This window comes from Granulicella sp. dw_53 (assembly GCF_018449545.1).
In the GTDB taxonomy this organism is placed as follows: domain Bacteria; phylum Acidobacteriota; class Terriglobia; order Terriglobales; family Acidobacteriaceae; genus Edaphobacter.
The window spans coordinates 111,935-135,102 of record NZ_JAAVUR010000010.1 but is presented as its reverse complement, the minus strand read 5'-3'; the positions used below and the strand labels follow the sequence as shown (position 1 = coordinate 135,102).

The 23,168-nt window shown below is 58.2% G+C and carries 20 protein-coding genes; 8 read left to right on the top strand and 12 right to left on the bottom strand.

The features are described from left to right. The first annotated feature begins 1 nt into the window (after nucleotide 1). Together HB393_RS16495 and HB393_RS16490 are read left to right on the top strand one after the other, a co-directional pair. Nucleotides 2–988, top strand: a complete 987-nt coding sequence (locus HB393_RS16495; RefSeq protein WP_213806290.1) for an alpha-E domain-containing protein — start codon at nucleotides 2–4, stop codon at nucleotides 986–988. Between the two features lie 83 nt (nucleotides 989–1,071). After that, a complete protein-coding gene (locus tag HB393_RS16490) occupies nucleotides 1,072–2,067 on the top strand; it encodes a transglutaminase family protein (protein WP_213806289.1) in 996 nt (331 codons plus the stop codon). Nucleotides 2,068–2,073: 6 nt separating this feature from the next. Here HB393_RS16490 and HB393_RS16485 read toward each other — a convergent pair whose 3' ends face one another. Then, on the bottom strand, nucleotides 2,074–3,240 hold the full coding sequence (locus tag HB393_RS16485; RefSeq protein WP_213806288.1) for a glycoside hydrolase family 88 protein: 1,167 nt from the start codon (nucleotides 3,238–3,240) through the stop codon (nucleotides 2,074–2,076). A gap of 190 nt (nucleotides 3,241–3,430) precedes the next feature. Here HB393_RS16485 and HB393_RS16480 point away from each other — a divergent pair, with 190 nt between their 5' ends. From HB393_RS16480 to HB393_RS16470, 3 genes are all read left to right on the top strand, one after another. After that, nucleotides 3,431–4,717, top strand: coding sequence for a DUF2264 domain-containing protein (locus HB393_RS16480; RefSeq protein WP_213806287.1), 1,287 nt, complete (start codon nucleotides 3,431–3,433; stop codon nucleotides 4,715–4,717). A gap of 191 nt (nucleotides 4,718–4,908) precedes the next feature. Continuing rightward, a complete protein-coding gene (locus HB393_RS16475; RefSeq protein WP_213806286.1) occupies nucleotides 4,909–8,364 on the top strand; it encodes a carboxypeptidase regulatory-like domain-containing protein in 3,456 nt (1,151 codons plus the stop codon). A gap of 192 nt (nucleotides 8,365–8,556) precedes the next feature. After that, entirely contained in the window at nucleotides 8,557–9,306 is a 750-nt protein-coding gene (locus HB393_RS16470; RefSeq protein WP_213806285.1) for a hypothetical protein, read from the top strand. A 65-nt stretch (nucleotides 9,307–9,371) separates the two neighbouring features. Here HB393_RS16470 and HB393_RS16465 read toward each other — a convergent pair whose 3' ends face one another. The 6 genes from HB393_RS16465 to HB393_RS16440 form a co-directional block, all read right to left on the bottom strand. Continuing rightward, the gene (locus HB393_RS16465) at nucleotides 9,372–9,794 is read right to left on the bottom strand and encodes a hypothetical protein (RefSeq protein ID WP_213806284.1); all 423 of its coding nucleotides are present in this window, start codon (nucleotides 9,792–9,794) and stop codon (nucleotides 9,372–9,374) included. Between the two features lie 166 nt (nucleotides 9,795–9,960). After that, complete coding sequence (locus HB393_RS16460) at nucleotides 9,961–10,482, bottom strand: cytochrome P460 family protein (protein ID WP_213806283.1); 522 nt, start codon at nucleotides 10,480–10,482, stop codon at nucleotides 9,961–9,963. A gap of 122 nt (nucleotides 10,483–10,604) precedes the next feature. Further along, on the bottom strand, nucleotides 10,605–11,561 hold the full coding sequence (locus tag HB393_RS16455; protein ID WP_213806282.1) for a rhodanese-like domain-containing protein: 957 nt from the start codon (nucleotides 11,559–11,561) through the stop codon (nucleotides 10,605–10,607). Between the two features lie 421 nt (nucleotides 11,562–11,982). Further along, entirely contained in the window at nucleotides 11,983–12,390 is a 408-nt protein-coding gene (locus tag HB393_RS16450; protein ID WP_213806281.1) for a VOC family protein, read from the bottom strand. A 111-nt stretch (nucleotides 12,391–12,501) separates the two neighbouring features. Further along, nucleotides 12,502–13,299 carry a tetratricopeptide repeat protein gene (locus HB393_RS16445; protein WP_213806280.1) on the bottom strand — a complete coding sequence of 266 codons (798 nt, stop codon included), beginning with the start codon at nucleotides 13,297–13,299 and terminating at the stop codon, nucleotides 12,502–12,504. A 14-nt stretch (nucleotides 13,300–13,313) separates the two neighbouring features. Continuing rightward, nucleotides 13,314–14,096, bottom strand: coding sequence for a hypothetical protein (locus HB393_RS16440; RefSeq protein ID WP_213806279.1), 783 nt, complete (start codon nucleotides 14,094–14,096; stop codon nucleotides 13,314–13,316). Nucleotides 14,097–14,248: 152 nt separating this feature from the next. Between HB393_RS16440 and HB393_RS16435 the strand changes: the two genes are divergently transcribed. After that, a complete protein-coding gene (locus HB393_RS16435; RefSeq protein ID WP_213806278.1) occupies nucleotides 14,249–15,271 on the top strand; it encodes an LLM class flavin-dependent oxidoreductase in 1,023 nt (340 codons plus the stop codon). A gap of 28 nt (nucleotides 15,272–15,299) precedes the next feature. Here the strand turns inward: HB393_RS16435 and HB393_RS16430 are convergent, their stop codons facing one another. The 5 genes from HB393_RS16430 to HB393_RS16410 form a co-directional block, all read right to left on the bottom strand. After that, nucleotides 15,300–16,637, bottom strand: a complete 1,338-nt coding sequence (locus tag HB393_RS16430) for a TIGR03435 family protein (protein ID WP_213806277.1) — start codon at nucleotides 16,635–16,637, stop codon at nucleotides 15,300–15,302. Beyond that, entirely contained in the window at nucleotides 16,637–16,984 is a 348-nt protein-coding gene (locus HB393_RS16425) for a helix-turn-helix transcriptional regulator (RefSeq protein ID WP_213806276.1), read from the bottom strand. Before HB393_RS16425 ends, HB393_RS16430 begins: the two co-directional genes overlap by 1 nt. A gap of 155 nt (nucleotides 16,985–17,139) precedes the next feature. Beyond that, complete coding sequence (locus tag HB393_RS16420; protein ID WP_213806275.1) at nucleotides 17,140–17,574, bottom strand: DUF1801 domain-containing protein; 435 nt, start codon at nucleotides 17,572–17,574, stop codon at nucleotides 17,140–17,142. Between the two features lie 72 nt (nucleotides 17,575–17,646). After that, complete coding sequence (locus tag HB393_RS16415; RefSeq protein ID WP_213806274.1) at nucleotides 17,647–18,072, bottom strand: SRPBCC domain-containing protein; 426 nt, start codon at nucleotides 18,070–18,072, stop codon at nucleotides 17,647–17,649. Next, on the bottom strand, nucleotides 18,069–18,395 hold the full coding sequence (locus HB393_RS16410) for a metalloregulator ArsR/SmtB family transcription factor (protein WP_345945251.1): 327 nt from the start codon (nucleotides 18,393–18,395) through the stop codon (nucleotides 18,069–18,071). Before HB393_RS16410 ends, HB393_RS16415 begins: the two co-directional genes overlap by 4 nt. A 169-nt stretch (nucleotides 18,396–18,564) precedes the next feature. Between HB393_RS16410 and HB393_RS16405 the strand changes: the two genes are divergently transcribed. Both HB393_RS16405 and HB393_RS16400 read left to right on the top strand, forming a co-directional pair. Further along, complete coding sequence (locus tag HB393_RS16405) at nucleotides 18,565–19,455, top strand: TIGR03435 family protein (RefSeq protein ID WP_213806273.1); 891 nt, start codon at nucleotides 18,565–18,567, stop codon at nucleotides 19,453–19,455. A 267-nt stretch (nucleotides 19,456–19,722) separates the two neighbouring features. Continuing rightward, complete coding sequence (locus tag HB393_RS16400) at nucleotides 19,723–23,055, top strand: carboxypeptidase regulatory-like domain-containing protein (RefSeq protein ID WP_213806272.1); 3,333 nt, start codon at nucleotides 19,723–19,725, stop codon at nucleotides 23,053–23,055. Nucleotides 23,056–23,168 lie beyond the last annotated feature (113 nt).

Here is a 23,168-nt window from a genome sequence, read left to right as displayed (position 1 = left end):
GATGCTTTCCCGCGTTGCGGATAGTTTGTATTGGATGAGCCGGTATCTGGAGCGGGCGGAGCATGCGACGCGCCTGCTGGATGTGAATCTGAACCTGATGCTGGATGAGAGCGCGGCGAGCGCGGACCGGCGTTGGTTGCGGGTGCTGCAGGCGTTGGGGAATCCGAAGGGCGTGGCGTGGGAGGGCGATCCGTATGCGCTGACGCGGGCCCTGACCTTCGATACGACGAATAAGGCGTCGATTATTTCGTGCATTATTTCTGCGCGGGAGAACTCGCGGCATGTGCGGGAGCAGATCTCGACGGAGCAGTGGCACCAGTTGAACAGCCTGTATCTGCATGTGACGCGGCCGGAGATGCAGAGCGATCAGCAGGAACAGCGGTTGATTGCGGGGACGGAGCAGCCTACGGAGTTTCTGCAGCGGGTGATGGAGGCGGTGCACCAGTTCCAAGGGGTGACGGACTCCACGATGAGCCACGGTGAAGGGTGGCAGTTTATCCAGGTGGGCCGGTATATCGAACGGGCGGCGGCGACGGCGATGCTGCTGGAGGCTTACCACGAGGATCTGTGGGGGTATCCGGACCGGGTGCTGGAGGGGAACGAGTATCTGGACTGGATGGGGTTGCTGCGGTCGGCGACGGCGTTTGAGGCTTATTGCAAGGTGTACACGGCCGATTTGACGCCGGACCGGATTCTGGAGTTTCTGTTGCTGGATGAGAAGTTTCCGCACTCGCTGCGGTTCTCGATCGATAGCCTGCAGTGTGCGCTGGAGGAGATTCAAGGGGATAGCGGCAAGAGTCGAGCCGAGGCGCTGCGGCGGTTGGCGGGGCGACTGCAGGCTTCGCTGAACTACAGCAGCGTGGATGAGGTGCTGAACCAGGATGTGGTGGCGTATCTGCGAGGCATCAAGGTGCAGTGCAGAGCGATCCACGAGACGATCTATGAGTTGTATGTGGACTATTCGATCCAGGCGGCGCTGGCTGGGTAGTGTAGGGGCATTTGAAGCAGAGGGGTTACGGTATCAGAGATCCAAGCGAGAGTTTTCAGGTCGGACGTAGAAGGGGTGCTGGAATGTACTACTCGATTCGCCACTTGACGAAGTTCCTGTACAGCAACTCCGTGAGCGAGAGCATGATGGAGACGCGGATGCATCCGCGCAGCGACCAGAACCAGCGCTGCTTGACGTTCCATCTGTCGGTGAGCCCGCGATGCCGTGTGTTCAGCTACCGGGATCATCTGGCGAATCATGTGCACCACTTCGATATTCCGGGGCAGCATGGGCAGTTGGTGATTGTGGCGGAGTCGTTGGTTGAGGTGCAGCCTTCGTCGCAGGTGCCGGCGTTTCTGGCTCCGGATGCGTGGCAGGATCTGGATGCGCTGGTCGAGCAGGGTGACTACTGGGAGATGCTGCTGCCCAGCGAGTTCGCTATACCGACTCCGGCGCTGGATGCGCTGGCCGCGCAGTTTGACGTGCGGCGATGCGACGATCCGCTGATGGTGCTGCATCACCTGAATCAGCAGGTGTATGAGTACTTCGACTATGTTCCGAGGTCGACGAAGGTGGACTCGCCGATCGATCTGGCGCTGGGTACGAAGAAGGGTGTCTGCCAGGACTTTGCGCACATCATGATTGCGCTGGTGCGGTCGAAGCTGCGGATTCCTTGCAGGTATGTGAGTGGCTATCTGTTCCATGGGGAGAGCGATCAGGATCGCAGTGTGCACTCGGCGACGCATGCGTGGATCGAGGCGTTACTGCCGCAGTTGGGGTGGGTGGGGTTCGATCCGACGAACTGGTTGGTGGCGGGGGACCGGCATATTCGCACGGCGATTGGGCGCGACTATGCGGATGTTCCGCCGACGCATGGGATCTTTCGTGGACGGGCGGCCAGTGAGCTTACTGTTGCGGTGAGGGTGACTCCGAGTGCGGGGACGCCTACGCTGGATCAGGAGCTGCCGGTGCCAGAAGACTGGTCGATCCTGGTGGAGAAGGCGACGCAACTGCCGGAGCAGCCGCCGCCGCCGACGCGGCAGCAGCAGATGGCCCAGCAGCAGCAAGACCACAAGTGATCGTGATTACTTCTTGATGTGACGGCGGCTCATGATGTCGAGCTCGGAGCCGGCCATCATGAAGGCTCCGGTGCCGAAGACGTAGCTTGAGGAAGCTATAAACGCTCCGGGAGCTGCGCCTACAGGCTGGATCGCGCCGAGACGGCCGTCCTGGTAGATGTGGGAGATCAGGCCCTTCCAGGCCTTCGCCACGATGGGGCCGTACTTTGCCTCATCCAAGACGTGGTGATTGATTCCCCAGGCCATGGCGTAGACGAAGAATGCAGAGCCGGAGTCTTCGGGGAGGGGATAGTGTTCGGCGTCGAGCAGGCCGGGACGCCATAGGCCGTCTTCGCCTTGCAGGGTGGCGATCTTCTCGGACATGTCCTTGAACTTGGAGAGGTAGTAGGCGCGCTTGGGATCCTTGGCGGGAAGCTCGTCCAGGGTGCGGACGATTCCGCCCATGACCCAGCCGTTGCCGCGGGACCAGAAAATCTTCTTGCCGTTCTTCTCACGCTTGTCGAAGTATGTTGCATCGCGGAAGAAGAGGTGCTCTTCCTTGTCCCAAAGCAGGTCGGCTGTGATCTCCCACTCGCGGTCCATGTACTGGCGGTACTTGGGGTCGCCGGTGGTCTTGGACATTCCGGCCCAGACGGGGGGCGCCATGAAGAGGGCGTCGCACCACCACCAGACGGGCTTTTTGGGGTCGTCGGGGAGGAGGAGGACGCGGTCGAACTGATCGCGCATGGGAGTGATGCGGGCCGCGTCTTTATGCTGGCGGTAAAGGGCGAGGTAGGACTGGCCGATGGCTTGATCGTCGGCGTGCTGCTGGCGAGGTCCGAGGGTCCAGTGGTAGTGGTCGGCTATGCCTTCGACGGCTTTGCTGTAGCGGTCGTCCTTGAGGGTCTCGGAGGCGGCGATGAAGCCGGCGTAGAGGGTGGCGTAGGTCCAGTCCTGGCTGGGGGTGTTTGCGACGCGGGCGAGTTGCCAGTCGGCTACGCGCTTTACGGCGGCCTTGATGTCGGCGGATTTGAGCGCGGGGGAGAGGTCGGCGGCGAGAGGTCCGGGGTCGGCGGGGCTGTCTCCGGGCGGGACGCGCTGATCCATCGGGATGGCGTCCTGGGCGATCAAAGATATTGCACCCAGTGATACCGCTAAGAGCGTCGTTGCCAGGCCTTGCCGTACGAATCCCATCAGTCCAATTCCTCCGCGCATGTGTGTGCGCTTACTTCGGTCAGATTTACTCCGGTTCGACCATGATGCCTTTCCCGCTCATCTTCTGGCAAATGACGTGTTTGCGAAGGGTTAGAAATTGACAGCGCCGGCTTGCAACTCCTAGGGTGGTTGAGACTTGAATCCAAGATCCCTCCAGGAGTGAACTTCAATGGCAGACCACGGCAGATCTGACCGCCGCACCTTTCTGCTGGGCAGCGCGGCGCTAGGAGCGGCGGCGATTCTTCCGATGCCGGCCCTGGCTGTCGATGCGGGAGCGGCTGGCGTCGGCACGCGGGCGGAGTGGCTGAAACATTTGCAGCGGGTGTCGGATCCGGTGCTCAAGGCGCTGAGCCGCCGGGAGTTGCGCAAGGTGATGCCGGTCGAGGCTGCGCCGGGGTTGCGTGAGGTTCGCAGCGTGGGGAGTCCTCTTGAGGCGCTGGGACGGCTGCTTGCGGGGATTGCGCCGTGGCTGGAGTTGGAGCCTTCTGCTGGCGAGCCGAGCGAAGAGACTGCTCTGCGCAAGCAGTACAGGGAGTGGGCGCGGACGGGGATTGTTTCTTCGGTCGATCCTGCTTCGCCGGATTACATGCGGTATGGCGAGTCTGCGCAGACGCTGGTGGATTCGTCTTTTCTTGCGTTGGCTCTGCTTCGTGCTCCTAAGCAATTGCTGCATCCGCTGGATGCCAAGACCAAGCAACGGCTTGCGGATGCCCTGGTGAAGGAGCGCGGGGTTACTCCGAACCACAATAACTGGCTGCTGTTTGTGACTATGAACGAGGCCTTGCTGAAGGTGATGGGGGAGGCGGGCTATACCGATCATGCGTGGGACAAGCTTCGTGTCGACTTCGGTCTAAGTGAGCACCATGACTGGTATCTGGGGGATGGGGTTTATGGGGATGGTCCGCACTTTCATGCGGACTTCTATAACAGCTTCGTCATACAGCCTTACCTGTTGCAACTTATGGATACGGTGGGGGATGCGCATCCGTCGTGGGCCGCGGACCGGAGGGCGATCACGCTGCGCGCGTCGCGCTATGCCGCGATTCAGGAGCGGATGATCGCTTCGGATGGAAGCTATCCGGTGCTGGGGAGGTCGATCACGTATCGCTGTGGGGCCTTCCACCACCTCGCGGATGTTGCGCGGCGGCACCTGCTTCCTGATGGAGTTAGCCCGGCCCAGGTTCGAGGGGCTTTGACCGCTGTGATGCAACGGACGCTGGGCGCGCCGGGGACGTACTCTGCTGATGGCTGGCTGCAGATAGGGCTTGCTGGGCATCAGCCGTTGCTGGGTGAGGAGTACATCTCCACTGGAAGTTTGTACCTTTGCAGCTTCGCTTGGCTGCCGCTCGGTCTTCCTGTTTCTGATCCCTTTTGGTCGCTTCCGTCAGAGCCGTGGACCTCGCAGAAGGTGTGGTCGGGCGTTAATCTGCATGCGGATCACGCTCAGGACGACTGAAGGAAGGGAGCATAAGTAGGTTCCCCCATTGAAATTTCTTCCCCTCCGATTTGAAACTTATTGACAGTCCTCTATTCATTGGCCTACCTTGCGTGACGGTAAAACAACACACATTCGAGCGCCACGAAGTGTTTCTGAGCTTCGAAATGGGTGCCAAACATGCAAGCGTTTTCAATTTTGGGGGATTTTCTATGTTTCATAAAATAAGTAAAGCGATTCCTTTTAGTTTCGTCCTGATTCTTCTTCTCTCTGTCTGCAATCGTTCCCTTTATGCGCAGTCCTCCTTCGGACAGATTGCGGGTAGTGTTACAGATGTCTCTGGCAGCGTCATTCCTGGTGCGACGGTAACTATCATCAACGTCGGCACGCAGGCGACACGCACCGCCACCACCGATGAGCGCGGAGCATACATCTTCACGAACCTTCCCATCGGGGATTACTCCCTTGAGATCTCCAGAAGCGGTTTCCGGGGCGAAAAACGCTCTGGCATCGCCGTTACTGCTGATGCTCACCTTACGTCTGATTTCGGTCTCGTCGTCGGAAGTGCGACCGAGTCTGTTACCGTCTCAGCGGTCGCAGGTGAGACGCTCAACACCACTTCGGGTGAACTCGCCCGCGTCATCGACGCCAAGCAGGTTGAAAATCTTGCTCTCAACGGCCGCAACTACACGCAGCTTCTGACGCTTGTTCCAGGCGCCGTTGTTACCAACCCTGACATCTTCTCTGTCACTACTTCATTGGCCTCTGGCAATCAGACCATCAATGGCAACCGCGCCGATACTGGCAACCTTACCGTCGATGGCGCCTACAATCAGGTTGCGGGTTCGAATGGCTCGCTGATGAATAACGTCGGACCTGACTTCATTCAAGAGGTCAAGATCGATACCTCGAATGCATCCGCCGAGTTCGGCCGTACCTCTGGCCCCTCATTCAACATCGTCACAAAATCAGGCAGCAATGCCTTCCATGGCGGCGCCTTCGAGTTCGTTCGCAACAACGCGTTGGATGCGACGAATTTCATTGCCAAACGAAAGACCCAGCTGGTTTACAACGACTTCGGCTTCTTCGTTGGCGGTCCGATTATTAAGGACAAGCTCTTCTTCTTCGTCGGAGAGGAGTGGCGGCGTCTACGTCAGCAGGCCATTGCGACTACTTTCACCGTGCCCACAACCGCGATGATCAATGGTGACTTCTCCGCTCTATGCACAGGCACAAACTCCAATGGAGTGGCGAATACATTTATAGGAGGAGTCTGCTCATCCACGGCGGGCCAGCTCTATGTTCCTGGCACCGCAACGCCGATTCTGAACAATAACATCGCTTCCCGCATCACACCGGACGGCAGGGCACTTGCGAATGTCTACAAGACGATCACAGCGACGGGCCTCAGCTTCAGAGACGGCGGCATTCCGAGCAACAATCTCACCCTGGCTCCTACGAACCCGCTGAACTTTCATCAAGACCTGGTTCGTTTTGATTACATGATCAGCCCGAAGCACACACTCTATGGCCGTTGGATTCACGATCAGAATACTTTGACCGATCCTTACGGCACGTTTTCGAATACGGGCATTCTTCCGACGACACCGACGCTGCGCAATCGTCCCGGACAAAGCTATCTGCTCTCCTATACCTGGAGCATCAGCCCGAACCTTATCAACCAGGCAACCGCGAATACCAGCTGGGCCGCACAGCGCATTCCTCCTGCTGGCGATCTTTGGAAGCGTGAGACCTACGGCTTTCAATACAACAAGCTTTATCCTGGTGCTGGTCCATATCCAAATGGCATTCCGATCGTAAACATTACGGGCTACGCGCCCATGCAGGGGCCAAACTTCTCTCTGCTTTCTCCTTCGACGGACATTCAGGTCGCAGATAACATGACCTGGCTCAAGGGCAACCATAACTTCAAGTTTGGTGGAGTCTACATCCGCGACCGTGTCGACCAGAATGCACGCTCGAACTATACGGGCACGGCGACGTTCAATGCCGCTCCGACGACCAGCAACTGTCGCGCGGCGAGCGGAAACACTACCTGCTACGCGTTGGCGGATGCTTTCCTGGGTAATTTCCAACAGTACTCTGAGGCCAGTGCAGATCCAGTTGGTCACTTCCGCTTCAATCAGGTCGAGGCCTTTGCGCAGGATAGCTGGAAGGCCACACGCCAGTTGAGTCTTGAGATCGGACTTCGTTGGCAGTTGATCTCCCCCTTCTATACGCAAGGCAACAACATCTCCAACTTCGACGCGTCGTTGTACAACGCTGCGCAAGCAGTTACTGTTCGGCCCAATGGAACGATCGATCCTACCTCCGGCAATCCTTATAACGGCCTGGTGCGTGCGGGCGATGGAGTTCCAGCCGATCAGGCTAAACGTGTTATCGGTGTGAATACTGCACTCTTCCCACTCATCCCGGCTGGAGCTCCCCGTGGCCTTTATAAGATGAGCGGCGCCTTTGGTCCGCGTTTCGGCTTCGCTTACTCGGCTAACAGCAACACCGTTATCCGTGGCGGTGTAGGACTTTTCTACTATCGTCCTCAAGGCAATCTGATCTTCAGCCAGCTTTCGCTTCCTCCATTCCTGCAGAACACGCAGTTCGATACTGGCAATCTTGCCACGATCGGTTCAGGCTCCCCGAACAATTCGGCTCTACAGGGAACCATCAGCGCCATCGATCCAATCAACAAGAATCCCTATACCTGGCAGTACAGCGTGGGATTGCAGCGCCAGCTTCCCAAGTCGGTTCTTCTCGAACTTAACTATGTCGGCAGCGTGGCACACCATCAACAGCGTCAGCCGAACGTAAACTTCCCTAATCTTGCGCCTGTCGTGGCAAATGCAACGGGAGCCAACACCATCTCGTCCGTGAACTTTTTCAACCCGTTCAAGGGCTATACCCAGATCAATTCGAATCGCTTCGATTCGAACTACAACTACAACTCACTGCAGGCGTTTGCGTCGAAGCGGGCAGGTATTGTGACCTTTACGCTGGCCTATACCTACTCGAAGGCACTAGGCGATTCCAGTGGCAATAACCAGACGCTAGAAAACTGGAGCAGCCTGAACTACAACTATGGGTATCTCCAGAATGATCGCCGCCATGCGTTTGTCGCGAGCTTTGTGATCCAGACACCGGACCTCAAAGGGCATAACTTCCTGCTCCGGGAGGTTGCAGGTAGCTGGCAGGTTAGCGGTGTGGCTCGGCTCCAGAGTGGCGGATACTTCAACCTCCAGTCGACGTCGACGCTTGGTCTTGGAAACGTTCGTCCTAACATTATTCCGGGAGTTCAAATCTACGGAAGTGGACATGCCGGAATTGCGGGTTATCTGAATGCAGCTGCAAGCACTGTCAGCGGTGTTGCTGCCAGAGGTGCATTCGTTCCCGCTCCAAGGACTCAGGCTGCCTTTGGAACCGCGCCTTATGGAGCGATTCTTGGGCCGGGGCTCGCACAGACCGATGCAACGCTGTCGAAGTTCTTCCCGGTTACTGAGCGTGTTCGCCTCAAGTTTCAGGCGGACTTCTTCAACGTCCTTAACCGTACCAACTTCTCTGGCGTGAACCTCAACGTCAGCAACGCAAACTTCGGCACCGTTTCGGGAGCCTATCCTCCGCGCCAGTTGCAGCTCGGAGCCAAAGTGAACTTCTAGTACATCTTCCGCCGTCGATATCGATTGCGTTTGGGATGGAAGTTTCTATATAAGTGCCGGTTGAAAGGGAAACCTTTCGGCCGGCATTTTTTTAGTTCGTGGTTCATGAAATGATTGAGGTGTTCGTACGGCTGCCATGAACCTTTCGATCCTTACATCCCCTGCAATCAGCTTCTGCCCGGAGCGCCAGTTATGATGTCTCCGCTTGGCCTCGCGCTCTTTTCCTGTGGCCTGCTCGGCTTTCGTCATGGCTTCGACTATGACCATATTGCGGCGATCACCGATATTACCGGGGTCCAGAACCGGGCTTCGGATGCGATGCGGCTTGGATTGATGTATGCGCTGGGGCATGCCGCGACGGTGGCAGCTTTAGGTTGCGCTGTGATCTTTCTGCAGCTGTCGTTGCCGCATGGGATAGACCGCTGGGCGGAGCGGGGTGTTGGCCTTACGCTGATCGTGCTTGCTCTTTACGTGCTGAGCAATCTGAGCTCTCGCAGTGGCCGTACCGCGGCGATGCCGAGATCTCGGGCGTCGTTGCTGATCGGGGCGGTCCGGTGGTCGTATCGACGGCTGGCGGCGTGGCGCTCGGGCGAAGTGGTGGCTCATGCCGCGGAGCGTTGGGATGTCAATGCGCCGGTTGCCTTTGGGATCGGCGTGATTCACGGCTTTGGGGCGGAGACGCCGAGCCAGCTTGCACTGTTTCTGCTGGCGGCAAACCTGGGCGGGAAGGCGAAGGGTTTTCTGGGGTTGGCGATGTTTCTCGGCGGACTTCTGCTGATGAATACGCTGATGACTGCTTCGGCTGCGGGTCTGTTTACGACGACACGATCCCAGGCTCGATGGATGCCTCTGTTGACTGGATTGACTGCTGTTTACAGCTTGTGCGTTGGGATTGTCTTCTTGCTGGGCGCTTCCGGGCTGCTGCCGTCGATCTCTGGTTAGGCATAGATTGCCTGGGCGGTTGCGGGGTTGGAGAGAAATGCTGTCGTGCGTTCGCGTTGTTGCGTTCAATGCGTCCGGAGATATGCTGCCACCACGACCGCAAGCACAGCCGAGAGGAACGAGGTAGTGAGCTCTTCGTGGGTTACGTAAGGAGAGCTTGCTCCATCTGTGGCTTTCTCGCTGCTCCCTTTTCTGCTCCAGAGCCGGTAGTGCGCCGCAATCGTGAATGGGTGGAAGGCGATCAAGACGTAGGCGCAGCCCAAGACCATTCGAGAGAGCCAGAAGTAAGACTCGGTCGCGATGGGTAGTACGATGAGGCAGCCTACCGTCGCGAACAGGCTCATGATGTTGATCACGTCTGGTAGAGGGATCACGACCTGCCTGTCTGCCTCCGCGGCATTTATCTGTCGGTTCACGCTCCACCCGAAGGCGAGGAACTGCAACGCGATTAATGGCGGGGCAAGTCTGTAGAGAGTTTCTGGGGTCATCGTGTCCTCTAGGCTTACAAGTGTTTATGGAAAGACTCGGCTATCCGTGAAAGGCGAGCTAAGGCGGCCAGCAAATTATCTGTTCTTCTGCGCGGGATTGGCGACCCTCTTCGCAGCGTCCTGTAAGCTGATGCGCGGGTCTTGGGATGCTGTCGGGCGGCGGCTATCAGGGTGCGTAGTGGGTGAAGACGAAGTCCCGGTCTTTGACGGGTTCGTGGCAGGAGAAGCAGGCTTTGGGGACCGCTTCGTTGGCAGGTTTACCGCCTGTAAATTGAGCGAATCCCCAGCCGCCGGTCGCGGCGTACTTTTTGGAGTCCTTGATCATGAACTGGACGTTTGTGGGAGGACCGGCGACGAACGATTGTTCGCGGCCAAAGACCTTATTGTTTTCTTCGGACGGGAGGTAGCTCCAGGCTAGCCGGGCGATGATTGTGCCGTCCGGGAAGGGAAGCTTTTCTTCGCGATAGGCCTTGATCGCTGCGTCGTTGCCTAGAATGGCGCGGATGTCGTTGAGATTGCCTGCCTCGTGGGCGATGGAGATTAATCGCCAGTCGCGGTATCCGGCGGGAACTTTAATTTCAGTGATCGGGGTGGCCTGTTCACCGGCGTGTCCAGATGCGGAGGGCGTGAAGGCGAGGACTCCGGCCACTATTGATCCTGCCACTAGCAAGAGAGCGATCCGTTTCATAGAGTGCCTCCGTCCAGGTCCTTGAGCACCATCCTTTGCATTCTACTGTTGTGCGTCGGTGAGGGTGAGACGAAAGAGTCTTGGCGGAGCTGAGCGCACGTCGTTCGTCGGTGAGACAGGTCCTAGGAAACCTTGCTTGGTGGCACAGTCGGCAGACCCGCTGCGCGCCATGCCTGGAATCCACCGACTATGTCCGTCGCGCGCCAGAGTCCGAGATCCTGCAGAGCGGCGGCTGCGAGGCTTGAGGTATAGCCTTCGGAGCAGAACACGATCACCGGGAGGTCGTGATCGGTCGCGACCGGCAGCCGTGCGCTCGATGCTGGGTCGAACCGCCACTCAAGCACGTTGCGCTCGACGATCAACGCGCCCGGAATACTGCCCTCGATCGCGCGCTGGCTTGCTGGACGAATATCAACAAGGATTGATCCTCTGTCTGCTGCCGTCTCCTGGGCTTGAATCGGAGATAGCCGTTGCAGCCGGGCTCGTGCCGCGGAGAGCATCTGATCTATGGTTACGGCGCCGCTGTGGTTTGCGGGTTTCCCCTGCTGTATGTGCCGCTGCTGAGCAAGTGTTTCAGCCCGTTCCGAAGCGCGTTCGCGCGGAACCAGTTGGTTGCCATCCAGCTCGTACTCGTTCATATCCGTGAGCGGAGGCGAATATGCGTGAATGCTGATGGCCGGCGCAAGGGATGCATTCAGGACGTCATGGGCGTAATCGGGGCCGAATGCGCGCGGATGTCCCGGATGGATGGCAAGGGGTTGCTCACCAGGACGATGCTCCTCAAGAACACCGGTTGCTACGACGAAGGCTCCCGAGGACTCACCGTGGTCGTGAAAGCCGGTTGATTGCCCGGGCAGCCAGCTGATGACCCAAATGTCGTGGTCGGGGCCTTGATAGAGCCGCTCATACCAGCGATCTTCGCTGCGCAGCCGCACTCGATCGATCCATCCATCGGAGGACGCGAAGAGGGATACGATGTTGGCGAGCTCTTCTGGCGTTCTCGTGGCGGAGGGGTCCATCGCTGCTATCCATGGGCTGCTAATGTCATGTGCGAGGTGTTCGTCTGTTGCAAGTTGCATTGGATCTCTCTCCAGAGCTGAACCGTCACGACAAGCCCTGGCACGAGTGCCGGCTGGTTGACGGATGCACGGTCAAATAATGAGGAGTATTTAGATGAACTTTGGAGGGACGTTTCAGAGTCTCTGAGATTGTCGCAGCTCACCCAACGAGGGGTTGGTGGCAGCGACAACAATGGAGCACAAGAGACTTCATGCTTTGACGCTAGCATGGCCGGAAGAAGCGGGTCAATGTTTGAGCACTCGCCAAGACGCTCATCGAAACCTCAATCATGTGCTTGTGCCTTTAGATTCGTAAACATAAGTCGACTGATCAGGACTTGCGTTTCCGGCTAAGAAGGCGCTGTCGGATTATCGTTGCGGTAATGAAAACTGAGGTAGGGACGAACCCGATTGGTCCCAGCCATCGATTCTGGATTTGATCTCAGAGGTTCACGGAGGTGCCGCCCCAGCTCTCTGGCTCGACGTCTGCGAGGGTTTCGGTGAAGTCCCAGGTGTGGCCGTGGAAGTCTTCGGCGGCGTATTGTCGTTCGCCGTATTCGTGATCGGTTGGTTCCGACAGGATCTTCGCACCTGCCGCTCGCGCCCGGTTGTAGTGAGCCTGTGCGTCTTCGATACGCACCTGCACCATTGCAGAGCGGTTGGGCATAACGTTGCCTTCGGCGATAGTGAAGCAGCCTTCGCCGGCGCGCATCTGGATGCGATGGTTCGCAATCCGGAGTCTTACGGTAAAGCCGAAGGCTCTCGCAAGCCATTCTGCCGCGGCGGCGGGGTCAGGATAGCGAAGAACAGGAATTACGGGGCAGGGTGGAACGGAACGGTTGTAGCGCATAATGGACCCGCCAAAAGTGCAGATCCAACCTAACATACGAACAGCGGTAGCAGCCTTGCGTAGATGTCATGTGTGGGCTGAGCTGAACGTTCTCGCGTGTTGAAGTGTGGGTTATGGGTCGCGGTACTCGCGGCGCTTGAGTTCGCGGACGGCTTGGTCGTGGCCTTGAAGGGCTGCTTGACGGGTCCAATGGCGGGACTGGGTGTAGTCGTGCTCTACGCCCTGGCCGAAGGCGTAGAGGTGGCCGAGCTGGAATTGGGCTTCGGCGTTGCCTTGATCGGCGGCCTTACGATACCACGCGGCGGCCTGCGTATAACTGAGGGGGACGCCCTGGCCGGTGTAGTAGAGGTCGGCGAGCTTCTGCTGGGCTTCGGGAAAGTTCTGGGTGGCGGCGAGGCGATACCAGTGGGCGGCTTCGGTGTTGCTCTGCGGGACGCCTTCACCTTTGCGATACATGAGCCCTAGGTTGTATTGCGCCCAGGCGAGGTTGCTGTGGGCGGCGCGCTGGCACCATGCGAAGGCTTCGGCGAAGTCGTCGGCGGCGTAGTAGCGGAAGCTGAGGTTGGCCTGCGCGTAGGCGTGGCCCTGTTCGGCGGCTTTGCGCTCCCAGTAGGCGGCCTGGGTGTCGTCCTGGGGCAGGCCCTGACCTTCGTCGTAGAGAGTGCTGAGGAGGTACTGCGATTCGGCGTGGCCTTGCTCGGCGGCGAGTTGGAAGTTGGCGGCGGCTGCGGTGAAGTTGCGGGCGTTATAGTCGGCGACGGCTTGGCGGTAGTGGGGGTTGGAGGCGGCGTTGGCGGCGTCGCGGCGGCCACGGGCGATGATGCCGGAGCGCGTGGAATGGAGCGTCAGCGTGCCGCTGGTAGGGATGTGAAGCAGGCCGGTTTGGGCTTTGTTTAATTTATCTTCCATGGGCTTTGCCTGGTTTATTTTCCATGGGCGCTAATCTGGCGGTCGATGAGCTCGAAGCGGCGCTGGGCGTCGGCGATCTGTTCGCGGAGGCTGGAGGCGAGCTCGGTGAGGAGGTCGCGGTGTTCGCGGGCTGCGGCTTCGGCGTCGAGGGACAATTGGGCGATGTCGCCGGAGAGCAGGGTGTGGCGTTCGGCGTCGAGGGTGGCGATGTCGCGCTCCGCGTGCTGGATTTGGCGTGTGATGCGGAGGAGCTCGGCGGCGGCGCCTTCGCCGGCGATGGAGGCGTTGATCTCGCGGTGATCGTCGAGGAGGCGCTGGAGGGTTTCGGTGTCGCCGCGGCTGTAGGCCTGGTTGGCGCGGGCCATCAGGAGGGTGAAGTGCTTCTGCTCGTCGTCGTCGCGGGCGAAGTCGGGGTGGATGCGCTTGGCGACGTCGCGGAAGAGGGTCTTGAGGCTGGGCGGCGGGTCGAACTCTTCGGCTTCGTGGGCGTCGCCGAAGGCCGCGTCGTGGGTCTCCTGGGCGCGCTGGCGGGTCTCTTCGGCGCGGCGGCGGGCGGAGTCAGAATCGTAGAGGCTGACTTCGCGCTCGGCGATGCGGGCTTCTAGCTCGTCTAGCTCGGCGTAGAGGACACCGACCTGGCGCAGGTAACGGCCTTCGAAGGTTTTGAGCTGGGCGCGGATCTGGGCGAGCTCGGATTCGCGCTCGGCGAGCGTGATGCGAATAGCGGCAAGCTGCTCGCGCTTGTCGAGGAGTGCGGCGTCGTCCGGGGTTTGTTGGAGGATGATTTCGGTTGGCATACGGCTTCCCGTGGGTGGAAGTTCTAGTTTACCGGAGTGGGCTCTGCTTTCGCCGATGGGTGCGGGGCTCGCGGGATGCGATTTGGTTGCTGCGGCTGGCGTTCGCTGGAAATTGCTATAACGCCTCGCAGGAGCGGTAGACTTGTCTTTGCATGAAGAAAATTGGCTTTCTCTCCTTCGGGCATTGGACGCCTTCCCCGCAGTCACGAACGCAGTCGGCGGCGGATGCGCTGCTGCAGTCTATTGATCTTGCCGTCGAGGCCGAGCGGCTGGGGATGGACGGAGCTTACTTCCGGGTACATCACTTCGCGCGGCAATTGGCGTCGCCGTTTCCGCTGCTTGCTGCAGTTGGCGCTAAGACGCGAAGGATCGAGATCGGCACTGCGGTGATCGATATGCGATACGAGAATCCCCATTACATGGCGGAGGACGCTGGGGCTGCGGATCTCATCTCCGGTGGGCGACTGCAGTTGGGGATTAGCCGCGGCTCGCCCGAGCAGGTGATCGATGGATGGAGCTATTTTGGCTACCGCCCAACGGAAGGCACGGACGATTCGGAGATGGGGCGGCAGCATGCGCAAGAATTTCTGGAGCTGCTGCGCGGCGAGGGCTTTGCTCAGCCTAATCCGCGGCCGATGTTTTCTAATCCTCCGGGGCTGCTGCGTCTGGAGCCGCACTCTGAAGGGTTGCGTGATCGCATATGGTGGGGGGCGATTTCCAATGCGACAGCCGCGTGGGCAGGCAAGCTCGGAATGAATCTGCAATCTTCGACGCTCAAATTCGACGAGACTGGCGAGCCGTTTCATGTTCAGCAAGCTGCACAGATTCGTGCCTTTCGTGCGGCATGGAAGGAGGCTGGCCATGCTCATAGTCCGCGGGTCTCTGTTAGCCGCAGTATCTTCGCGTTGATGGATGACCGTGATCGTGGCTACTTCGGCCGAGGTTCTCAGGAAGAGGATACGGTCGGTTTCCTGGAAGGGAGCGCACGGACGATCTTTGGCCGTGGCTATGCCGCTGAGCCGGAGATCCTCATCGAGCTGCTCAGGGAAGACGAGGCGATTGCGGAGGCCGACACTCTCTTGCTGACCGTCCCAAACCAACTGGGTGTTGCCTACAATGTGCATGTCATGGAGGCTATTTTGACTGCGATTGCGCCTGAGCTTGGTTGGCGGTAGAAACTAGTCTGGTCAAATTCAGAGTCTGCTAGTTTGGCGTGGGGCGGTCGATGCCATCGATGATGAGGATCTCGATCGGAACTTTGGTGGGGACGATCTTGAGACCGAGCTTCTCTTTGAGTGCGCCGGTGAGGGAGAGAGCATCGGAATCGTTGGTGGCGCCTGCACTGGCGAGCGGCGCCCAGGTGAGATCGGTAACGTTGAAGTAGCCATTGAAGCCCGTGTGGTCGACGATGGGACGATCCCCGATATCGGTACCGATGACGCGAGCGAGCAATTGCATTTTGATGGCGCGCCCGTTAAGGATGCGGAGGCCGTTGCTGTTAGGTATGGTCACCAAGGTACCGGGGGGCAGAGGGTCTCCGGGATGCGGGCGCATCGGCGGGTCACCAGGTTTGCTCTCCGGCGGCACGGGTACCTCTGTCATTTTGAGGCCGGAATTGCCGGCCACTAGCGCATAGACCGGCAAAACGCGAGTTTCAAAGTGCGCCTTGAGGTGGAAGCGGTCGGCGAGGAGGGACTGTTCCATCATGCGGGTTTGGTCGTTGCGGCCCTCACGGGTCATTTTCTGGAGCGCGGATTGGAGATCGTCGGGGATCTTGCCGTTGATGAGGTAGGCGTCTTTGTTGAGCCAGTCCGGACCGCCGACGATCTGCGGAGCGTAGACGGCGCCGTAGGCGTTCATAATGTAGCGCCGTATGCTTAGCGGGCTGAGGAAACCGCCTGGCGGTAGCTTGACCAGATTGCTGGCAGCGTCGGGATCACGCGGCTTGATAGTGGCGACCTCATAGGAAGGTAACGGGCCTGAGGGATGGAAGAGGAGAAGCTCGGGCTTTGGCTGGGCGATTTCCGCAAGTCTGGCGATGGCAAATCCCAGGTTTGCGGTGGCATTTTGCGAGGGCTTGAACTCAGAACTGGAGCTTCTATCGGTCGGTAAGGGCGTTTCCGGGTCTGTGTTATCGCGCATCGGCGACGGTGCGTTGGATGACGCATAGACGGTCGGTAGATCGGGTATATGTCCGGAACCGGCACTGAGCGCAAACAGGCAAAGCGTAAGCTGGGAAGTGGAGGCAATCAGGCCAAGTCCGAGCTCCACCGGAGTGAATGCGCTGTCGCGAACCGTGACGTAGTAGCCAGCGAGTAGGGACGACCGAGGCGGAGAGACTGGATTGGGAGGGGCGAAGGAGATACTTGTCGACCACTGACGGGCGAGCGAGCCGACTGCGTCGAGGAAGAGGCGGGTGGGACCATAGGTGTGCAGAGCCTCTTCGAAGTCGAGCTCCATTTCGCGAGCGAATTCATCGCGAAACGCGGCGGGATGCAGGCGCAGGAGCAGACGATAGGTACGGCGATGGAGGCTATGCATCACGACCTTCTTTCGGCGAGCCGGATGGAGCGTCGCGCATGGCGCAGTACGCCGCTGAGCCGTTCGACCTCCGCGGCCAGTACGTCATAGCCCAATGTGGTGATTTGAAACTTGCGCCGTTCGCCGGTCTCGAGGTCCTCACGCTGTGACTCTTCGACCAGGCCTGCAGCAAGCAACTTCTTCAGGTTGTCGTATAGCGTGCCGGGACCTATCTTGTACTGGCCGCCGGAGTGCCGGGCTGCCTCAAGCATAATGCCGTAGCCGTGCAGTTCCCCGCCGGTGAGCGCCAGTAGTATGTGCAACGTGGCGGGGGAGAGAGGCAAGTATTGCTGAGCATTAGATTTCATACTCGGAAAACGATATATCGGGTTCCGAGTATGAGTCAAGGTGGGAATACAAGGGAGTGGTACGTCGGCGGTAGCTGAGGGTCGCGGGAAGCTGATGAATGGGTCTTGTGGGGTAAGGCGGGTGCTGAAGCTGGGCTACTGTTAGCTGCACGAAGTTAGCCGGGCTGATTGGTGCTCGCTTGGCGGGGCTTCGGTTTGCTTTTGGCTTTGGTGTTGAGGTTGAGCGCTATTGCGGCGCGGATGAGATTCTTCAAGGCCGCGTCGTCGAGTTTATCGTCTTCGTGGATGTCGATGGCGCGGCGGACGTTTCCATCGAGGCTGGAGTTGAATAGGCCGGAAGGGTCTCGTAACGCAGCGCCCTTGGCGAATGTCAGCTTGACGATGTTCTTGTAGGTCTCTCCGGTGCAGACGATGCCGTTGTGGGAGAAGACGGGAGTTCCTCTCCACTTCCACTCTTCGAGGATCTCTGGATCTGCCTCGTGGATGATGGCGCGTACCTTCGCGAGCGTCTTGCCGCGCCAGTCGCCAAGTTGCTTGATCTTCTCGTCGATGAGTGTGGAGGCGGATTCCACTGGGACGGTCTTATTCATGTGTGGCTCTCCTTTGCAACGCGAAGAGTGCAGTGAGATTCCCGAGGCTGGCGGCTTGTCTCTTGGAGGCGTTCATCTCACACCGCCGAGCACCTGTTCCAGGGCGGCGAGGAATTTCTGCCAGCCGTAGTTTGCGCCTTGATACGCTGCTTGCTGATCGGGGCGGAAGCCGGACTGCTCCATGCGAAGGTGGGTGCCGCCCTCTGCTGGCGTCAACGTCCAGAGCACTACGGAGTCGAGCCCTAAAGAGCCCCAGCTATAGGAGAGCTGTTTTAAGTGATCGACGATGAGCACCTCGCAGTCGATCACACCATCCCAGTTCGGCATCGGTTCGTGGCGGAACTGGAACTTCCGTCCGACTACCGGCTCGAAGTCGTTGTTCATTAGCCACTGCGCGATGAGCGGGTTCTCGGTGAGGGCGCGCCACAGCTTTTCTGGCGGGTGAGGGAATACTCTCTCGATTGCGAGGGTGAGGGTCTCGTCTGTTGGGTTGCTCATGGTTCCATCCTTTCCAAGAGTGTTTCTAGACGGTCGAAGCGGTCACGCCAGAATGCACCGTAGTGACGCAGCCAGTCCACCATCGGCGCCAGTGCATCGGGCTGCGCACGGTAGTGAGTCTCGCGTCCCTCGCGGCGATGCTGTACCAACTTCGCCCGCTTCAACACGGTGAGGTGTTTGGAGACGGCTGGCTGGGAGACGCCCGCGTAGTGGGTCAGTGCGTGGACGGTCTGTTCGCCCTGCCGGGTCAACTGCTCGAAGATGGCCCGGCGAGTCGGGTCGGCGAGAGCACGAAATACGTAGTTGGCGTTGACCAGCTTCACACACAAAACCATAACCGTACGGTTATGAGTTGTCAAGCGAGAGATGATGCTATTTTCGATTGTGGTCTTACGAGGCTATCGTTCGGCTGGGCGGAATTCCTGGCTTGGTTTTCGTATGTTTGGTTACATTCCGCTTGAACTCATCGGTGGGGAATAGGATCATTTCGTCATGATCGATTGTGGTGGACGAAGGCTGGCTTTTACTGGAAGGTTATTGCCGATTGTGGCTCTGTCGTTGGCCTTTGCGTCGTTTGCGCAGACTTCGGTGTCCCCGTCAGCTACATCCCCTGGAATTGATGTCCCACCTGTCACCGATGTGTCTCTCGTCTTTGAAGTAGCCACTATTAAACAGAACAAGTCCGGCGACTCGGGTTCCCGCTCCACTTTGAATAATGGACGCTTCATCGCGAGCAACACGTCGTTGAAGAATCTTATCCAGTATCAAGCGTACGGCATTCCTGAGTCGCGAATTCTGGGTGGGCCTAAGTGGCTTAACTCGGAGAGATTCGACATCGAGGCAAAGGTAGATGCTTCGGCTCTCGAGCGGTTACGAAAGCTTAGCCGGGGCCAGCAGAGGCTTCAGAGGCAAGGGATGTTTCAACAGCTTCTGGCTGAGCGGTTCAAGCTGGCGACTCATTGGGAGACACGAGAGCTTCCGGTCTACGCTCTGGTTGGCGCAAAGAACAAGCTGAGTTTGCTTGGGTCGAAGGAGTTGGAGGGCAGCGCACACGTCTCGACGGGTAACGGAGAGTTCAATGCGCGAGGCGTTACTTTGGCGCAGTTGTCCGAGGCTCTGACGCAGGAGCTCTATAGGGATTTGGGTCGTCCGGTCATCGACCTGACCGGGATCGACGGAAGATATGATGTAACGCTCAAATGGACGCCGGAGACTGGTGCCGCTTCCATCAAGAGTGGAGCGGATGGCGGCGCTGCGCCGCCTGATGCCGGACCTTCCATCTTCACTGCAATTCAGGAACAGCTTGGGCTGAAGCTGGAATCTACAAAGGGGCCAGTGAAGGTTCTCGTCATCGATCATGTTGAGATGCCTTCAGAGAATTAGTGCTCGAAGTTCGTCAGCCCTGTGCTCTTTGCCATCTCCTGGATGAGAATGTAGGTAAATCAGAGGCCCTTTTGTGGGTTATCTCATCCCTAACTTCTCTCTGAGAATTGCCGAATTATTCCATTGCTATCAATTCATTTTCGAGAATAGAATCCTCGCCGAATCCAAGAGCACCCATCGGAAGAGGTCGAAAGAATGAACAGCAAGGTCATGCACCTTACTTTTATGAGGCAGTGGAGCGCAATTTTCCCGATCCATGGAGCTGCGATGCGTGTGCGCCTCCGCCGCGCCCAGCAGATCTTATTTGTTGCTCTTGCCGTTACGATCTTGTTTTCGGCGGGATCGGCGATGGGGCAGGATTCTACGGCCACTATTCTGGGAACTATTACCGATCCTACGGGCGCCGTAGTTGGAGGGGCGACTATCACGCTGGTGAGCGTCGAGACCAGCGATACGCGCAATGTGCAGACGAACGATAGTGGTGCGTTTACGTTTTCCAACCTGATTCCGGGGCATTACAACCTGACGATCAAGAACGGTGGCTTTCAGAATGTGAGCATGGCCAATATCACTGTTGCCGCGGGCGATCGTTATCGTGCCGATGCGGCATTGACGATTGGGGGATCGACGCAGACGATCGAGGTGAGTACGTCGGCTCCGATCCTGCAGACGGATAGCTCGTCCATTGGCGCTTCGGTCACGGAGCAGGCGGTGCAGGATCTTCCACTGAATGGGCGCAACTATATCAACCTTACGCAGATCATTCCGGGGGCGAATGAGGGGACTCCGGGCGGACTGGCTAGTGGGAACCGCCCGGATGACCGGCGGCAGACCTCGTCGGTCTCGATCAATGGACAGTCGGATGTGATCAACGATCAACTGGTGGATGGTCTGGATAATAATGAGCGCATTATTGGTTCAATTGGCGTTCGTCCTTCGATCGATGCGATTGCCGAGGTACGGATTTTGACGAACAGCTTCTCGGCTGATTCGGGGCGGGCGGCCGGAGCGATCATCAACATCATTACGAAGAGTGGAACGAATGCCTTCCATGGGTCTTTGTATGAGTTCTTCCGCAACGATGCTTTGAATGCGTATCCGTATCAGTTCGGTGCACATAACAAGAAGCCGGAGCTAAGGCAGCACCAGTTTGGCGGAAGCCTGGGTGGGCCTATCTGGAAGGACCGCACGTTCTTCTTTGGCGATGTGGAGTTTTTCCGGGTGATTCAGGGGTCGTTGCCTTCGGTGATTACTGTTCCTACGCTATATGAGGAGCAGCATCCGGGGGATTTTTCGGATGCAATTCCCGCTGGGGGCTGCGCTACGGTAGCGGCTTCGGTGGCGGATCCAACGCAGAACCAAACTACGGGCTGCGTCTACGATCCTGATCCGACTCATGCTGGATATCAGCGATCTCCTCTGCCGGGAAATGTGGTGCCCGCGGCGTTTCTCGACCCGGTGGGGGTGCAGTACTTCAAGCTTTATCCGGCGCCTAACAGCGGCACAAATCAGTTTGTGGGGAGCCGCAACAAGGAGCAGTACTCGACGGTGTATGACATTCGAGTGGATCACAAGATCAACGATAGGAATTCTATGTTCGCGCGGTATACGGTGAACGATGTTTATACGATCGCTCCTCCGGTGTTGCCGATCTCGAATGCGCTGGGTTATCCGATCGATCCGCAGAGCGGCAATGCGTTTGGGACTGCGCCGCAGTTTGCCCGCAATGCGGCTGTGACCTATACGCGTATCTTTACTCCGCAGCTTTTGATGAATTTGAGCGCGGCGTATACGTTTATCAGCAATACTTCGCTGCCGGTGAACTATGGCTTGAATCCGAATACTAAGTTCGGACAGCCGAATATCAACTTCAGCCCTGATACCTCGGGGCTGGGACCTGTGACGCCGACGGGGCAGCAGGCGCTGGGCGGAGGCGGTGGGTTCATTCCGTTGCGTGACAAAGACAATACGTACCAGGTTGCGGGATCGGTGATCTATAGCCGGGGCAAGCACTCGTTCAAGACGGGTTCGGCTTTGATCCGCCGCATCGATTACAACCTGCAGGATAATAGCGGCGAAGGAAACTTTACTTTTAAGACTGGTCTTCCTGGGTTGCTGTCTGGTGTCTTCTCTTCGGCTTCGCGCAATAACAATCTATTTCCTCCTCACTATCAGACCTGGGAGCCGAGCGTTTACTTCCAGGATGACTGGCATGTCGCGCAGAACCTTACTCTGAATCTTGGGGTGCGGTACGACGTCTTCACGCCGTTTACGGAGGTACATGATCACATCTCCAACTTCGATCCGGATCAAGGCAAGATCATCCAGGCGAATGTGAATGGGGTCTCGCGGACGGCGGGCATCAAGACGGACTATCGGGATCTGGCTCCGCGTGTTGGGTTTTCGTATACGGCGCGGCGGGGAACCGTTGTGCGGGGCGGATTCGGGCTGAGCTTCTTTCCGGCGAACATTGCCTCTCCGGCGAACCTTAAAAACCAGCCGAATGTCGCTACGTTTGGAACGTGTTCTTCGCTGACTTGCCCGGGTGGATTTAACTTGCTGCGCAAGGGACTTCCGCTTCCGACGGCCAACGATCCTAACAATCCTTCGGGAGCGATTCCGGCTTATGAGGATTTGAACTTCCGCTCGAGTTATCTGGAGCAGTTCAATCTTGCCGTGCAGCAGGATTTCTCTGGGAACGTCCTGACGGTCGCTTATGTGGGTGCGCTGGGAAGGCACATCATCAGCCAACTGGTGGATATCAACCGCACACCGGCGAGTGCGGCGAGCACGAATGCGAACCGCCGCTTTCATGCTCAGTTGCCGAATGTGACGACGATCCAGGGGCTATTCAGTAACGGAGCTTCCAGCTATCACGCTTTGCAGACGTCGTTTGAGCGGCGGTTCACGCATGGGCTGGGCTTCAACGTGAACTACACATGGTCGCACTCGATGGACAATACGCTGGCGGCGATCAGCGGAGGAAGTGGTGGCAATGGGCAGGTGATTGCGACCCAGAGCCAGGACGATCATGGCAACGGCGATCTGGATATTCGTAACCGCTTCGTCGTGTTCGCGAATTATGCGCTGCCGTATGGCAATTCCTTTACGGGGGTGAAGGGCTTCCTAGTGAGAGGGTGGCACGCCAATCTCATCAACGTATGGTCCAATGGGTTGCCGTTTACGGTGCTGAATGGCTCGAATGTATCCAATACGAGCCCGGGGGGCGCGGCTGACCGTCTGAATGTGGTGAGCAACCCCTACAGCAATATCACGCCACATCCGGGCCTGAATGCGCTTCAGTACTTCAACTTCAATGCGTTCCAGTCGCAGATGTTCGGGACGATCGGAAATGAACGGCGCAATGCCTTCCGGGGACCGAACTACCGACATCTGGACCTCTCGGTCTTCAAGGACTTCAACTTGATCCGCGAGACGAAGCTGCAGTTCCGGGCGGAGATGTTCAATGTCGCAAACCAGACGAACTACGCCGCGCCTGTGACGGCGATTACGTCGACCTCTACGTTCGGCGCACTGACCTCGACGAACGTGAACTATAACCCCCGGCTGGTTCAGTTTGCGTTGCGGTTCGAGTTTTAACTCTCTGTTCAAGCTACGAGTCCGGTGGTGCACTTGACTCGTCTCCACTGCGCCGGAGTAGGATGGGGCGGACTGATTTCTCAGTTCGCCCTGTCTTTTAAATGAGACATCCA

Bases quoted from the DNA above. Each gene is read 5' to 3' on its own strand.
- HB393_RS16495 (WP_213806290.1), top strand. From the start codon at position 2: ATGCTTTCCCGCGTTGCGGATAGTTTGTATTGGATGAGCCGGTATCTG.
- HB393_RS16490 (WP_213806289.1), top strand. From the start codon at position 1,072: ATGTACTACTCGATTCGCCACTTGACGAAGTTCCTGTACAGCAACTCC.
- HB393_RS16485 (WP_213806288.1), bottom strand. From the start codon at position 3,240: ATGGGATTCGTACGGCAAGGCCTGGCAACGACGCTCTTAGCGGTATCA.
- HB393_RS16480 (WP_213806287.1), top strand. From the start codon at position 3,431: ATGGCAGACCACGGCAGATCTGACCGCCGCACCTTTCTGCTGGGCAGC.
- HB393_RS16475 (WP_213806286.1), top strand. From the start codon at position 4,909: ATGTTTCATAAAATAAGTAAAGCGATTCCTTTTAGTTTCGTCCTGATT.
- HB393_RS16470 (WP_213806285.1), top strand. From the start codon at position 8,557: ATGATGTCTCCGCTTGGCCTCGCGCTCTTTTCCTGTGGCCTGCTCGGC.
- HB393_RS16465 (WP_213806284.1), bottom strand. From the start codon at position 9,794: ATGACCCCAGAAACTCTCTACAGACTTGCCCCGCCATTAATCGCGTTG.
- HB393_RS16460 (WP_213806283.1), bottom strand. From the start codon at position 10,482: ATGAAACGGATCGCTCTCTTGCTAGTGGCAGGATCAATAGTGGCCGGA.
- HB393_RS16455 (WP_213806282.1), bottom strand. From the start codon at position 11,561: ATGCAACTTGCAACAGACGAACACCTCGCACATGACATTAGCAGCCCA.
- HB393_RS16450 (WP_213806281.1), bottom strand. From the start codon at position 12,390: ATGCGCTACAACCGTTCCGTTCCACCCTGCCCCGTAATTCCTGTTCTT.
- HB393_RS16445 (WP_213806280.1), bottom strand. From the start codon at position 13,299: ATGGAAGATAAATTAAACAAAGCCCAAACCGGCCTGCTTCACATCCCT.
- HB393_RS16440 (WP_213806279.1), bottom strand. From the start codon at position 14,096: ATGCCAACCGAAATCATCCTCCAACAAACCCCGGACGACGCCGCACTC.
- HB393_RS16435 (WP_213806278.1), top strand. From the start codon at position 14,249: ATGAAGAAAATTGGCTTTCTCTCCTTCGGGCATTGGACGCCTTCCCCG.
- HB393_RS16430 (WP_213806277.1), bottom strand. From the start codon at position 16,637: ATGCATAGCCTCCATCGCCGTACCTATCGTCTGCTCCTGCGCCTGCAT.
- HB393_RS16425 (WP_213806276.1), bottom strand. From the start codon at position 16,984: ATGAAATCTAATGCTCAGCAATACTTGCCTCTCTCCCCCGCCACGTTG.
- HB393_RS16420 (WP_213806275.1), bottom strand. From the start codon at position 17,574: ATGAATAAGACCGTCCCAGTGGAATCCGCCTCCACACTCATCGACGAG.
- HB393_RS16415 (WP_213806274.1), bottom strand. From the start codon at position 18,072: ATGAGCAACCCAACAGACGAGACCCTCACCCTCGCAATCGAGAGAGTA.
- HB393_RS16405 (WP_213806273.1), top strand. From the start codon at position 18,565: ATGATCGATTGTGGTGGACGAAGGCTGGCTTTTACTGGAAGGTTATTG.
- HB393_RS16400 (WP_213806272.1), top strand. From the start codon at position 19,723: ATGCGTGTGCGCCTCCGCCGCGCCCAGCAGATCTTATTTGTTGCTCTT.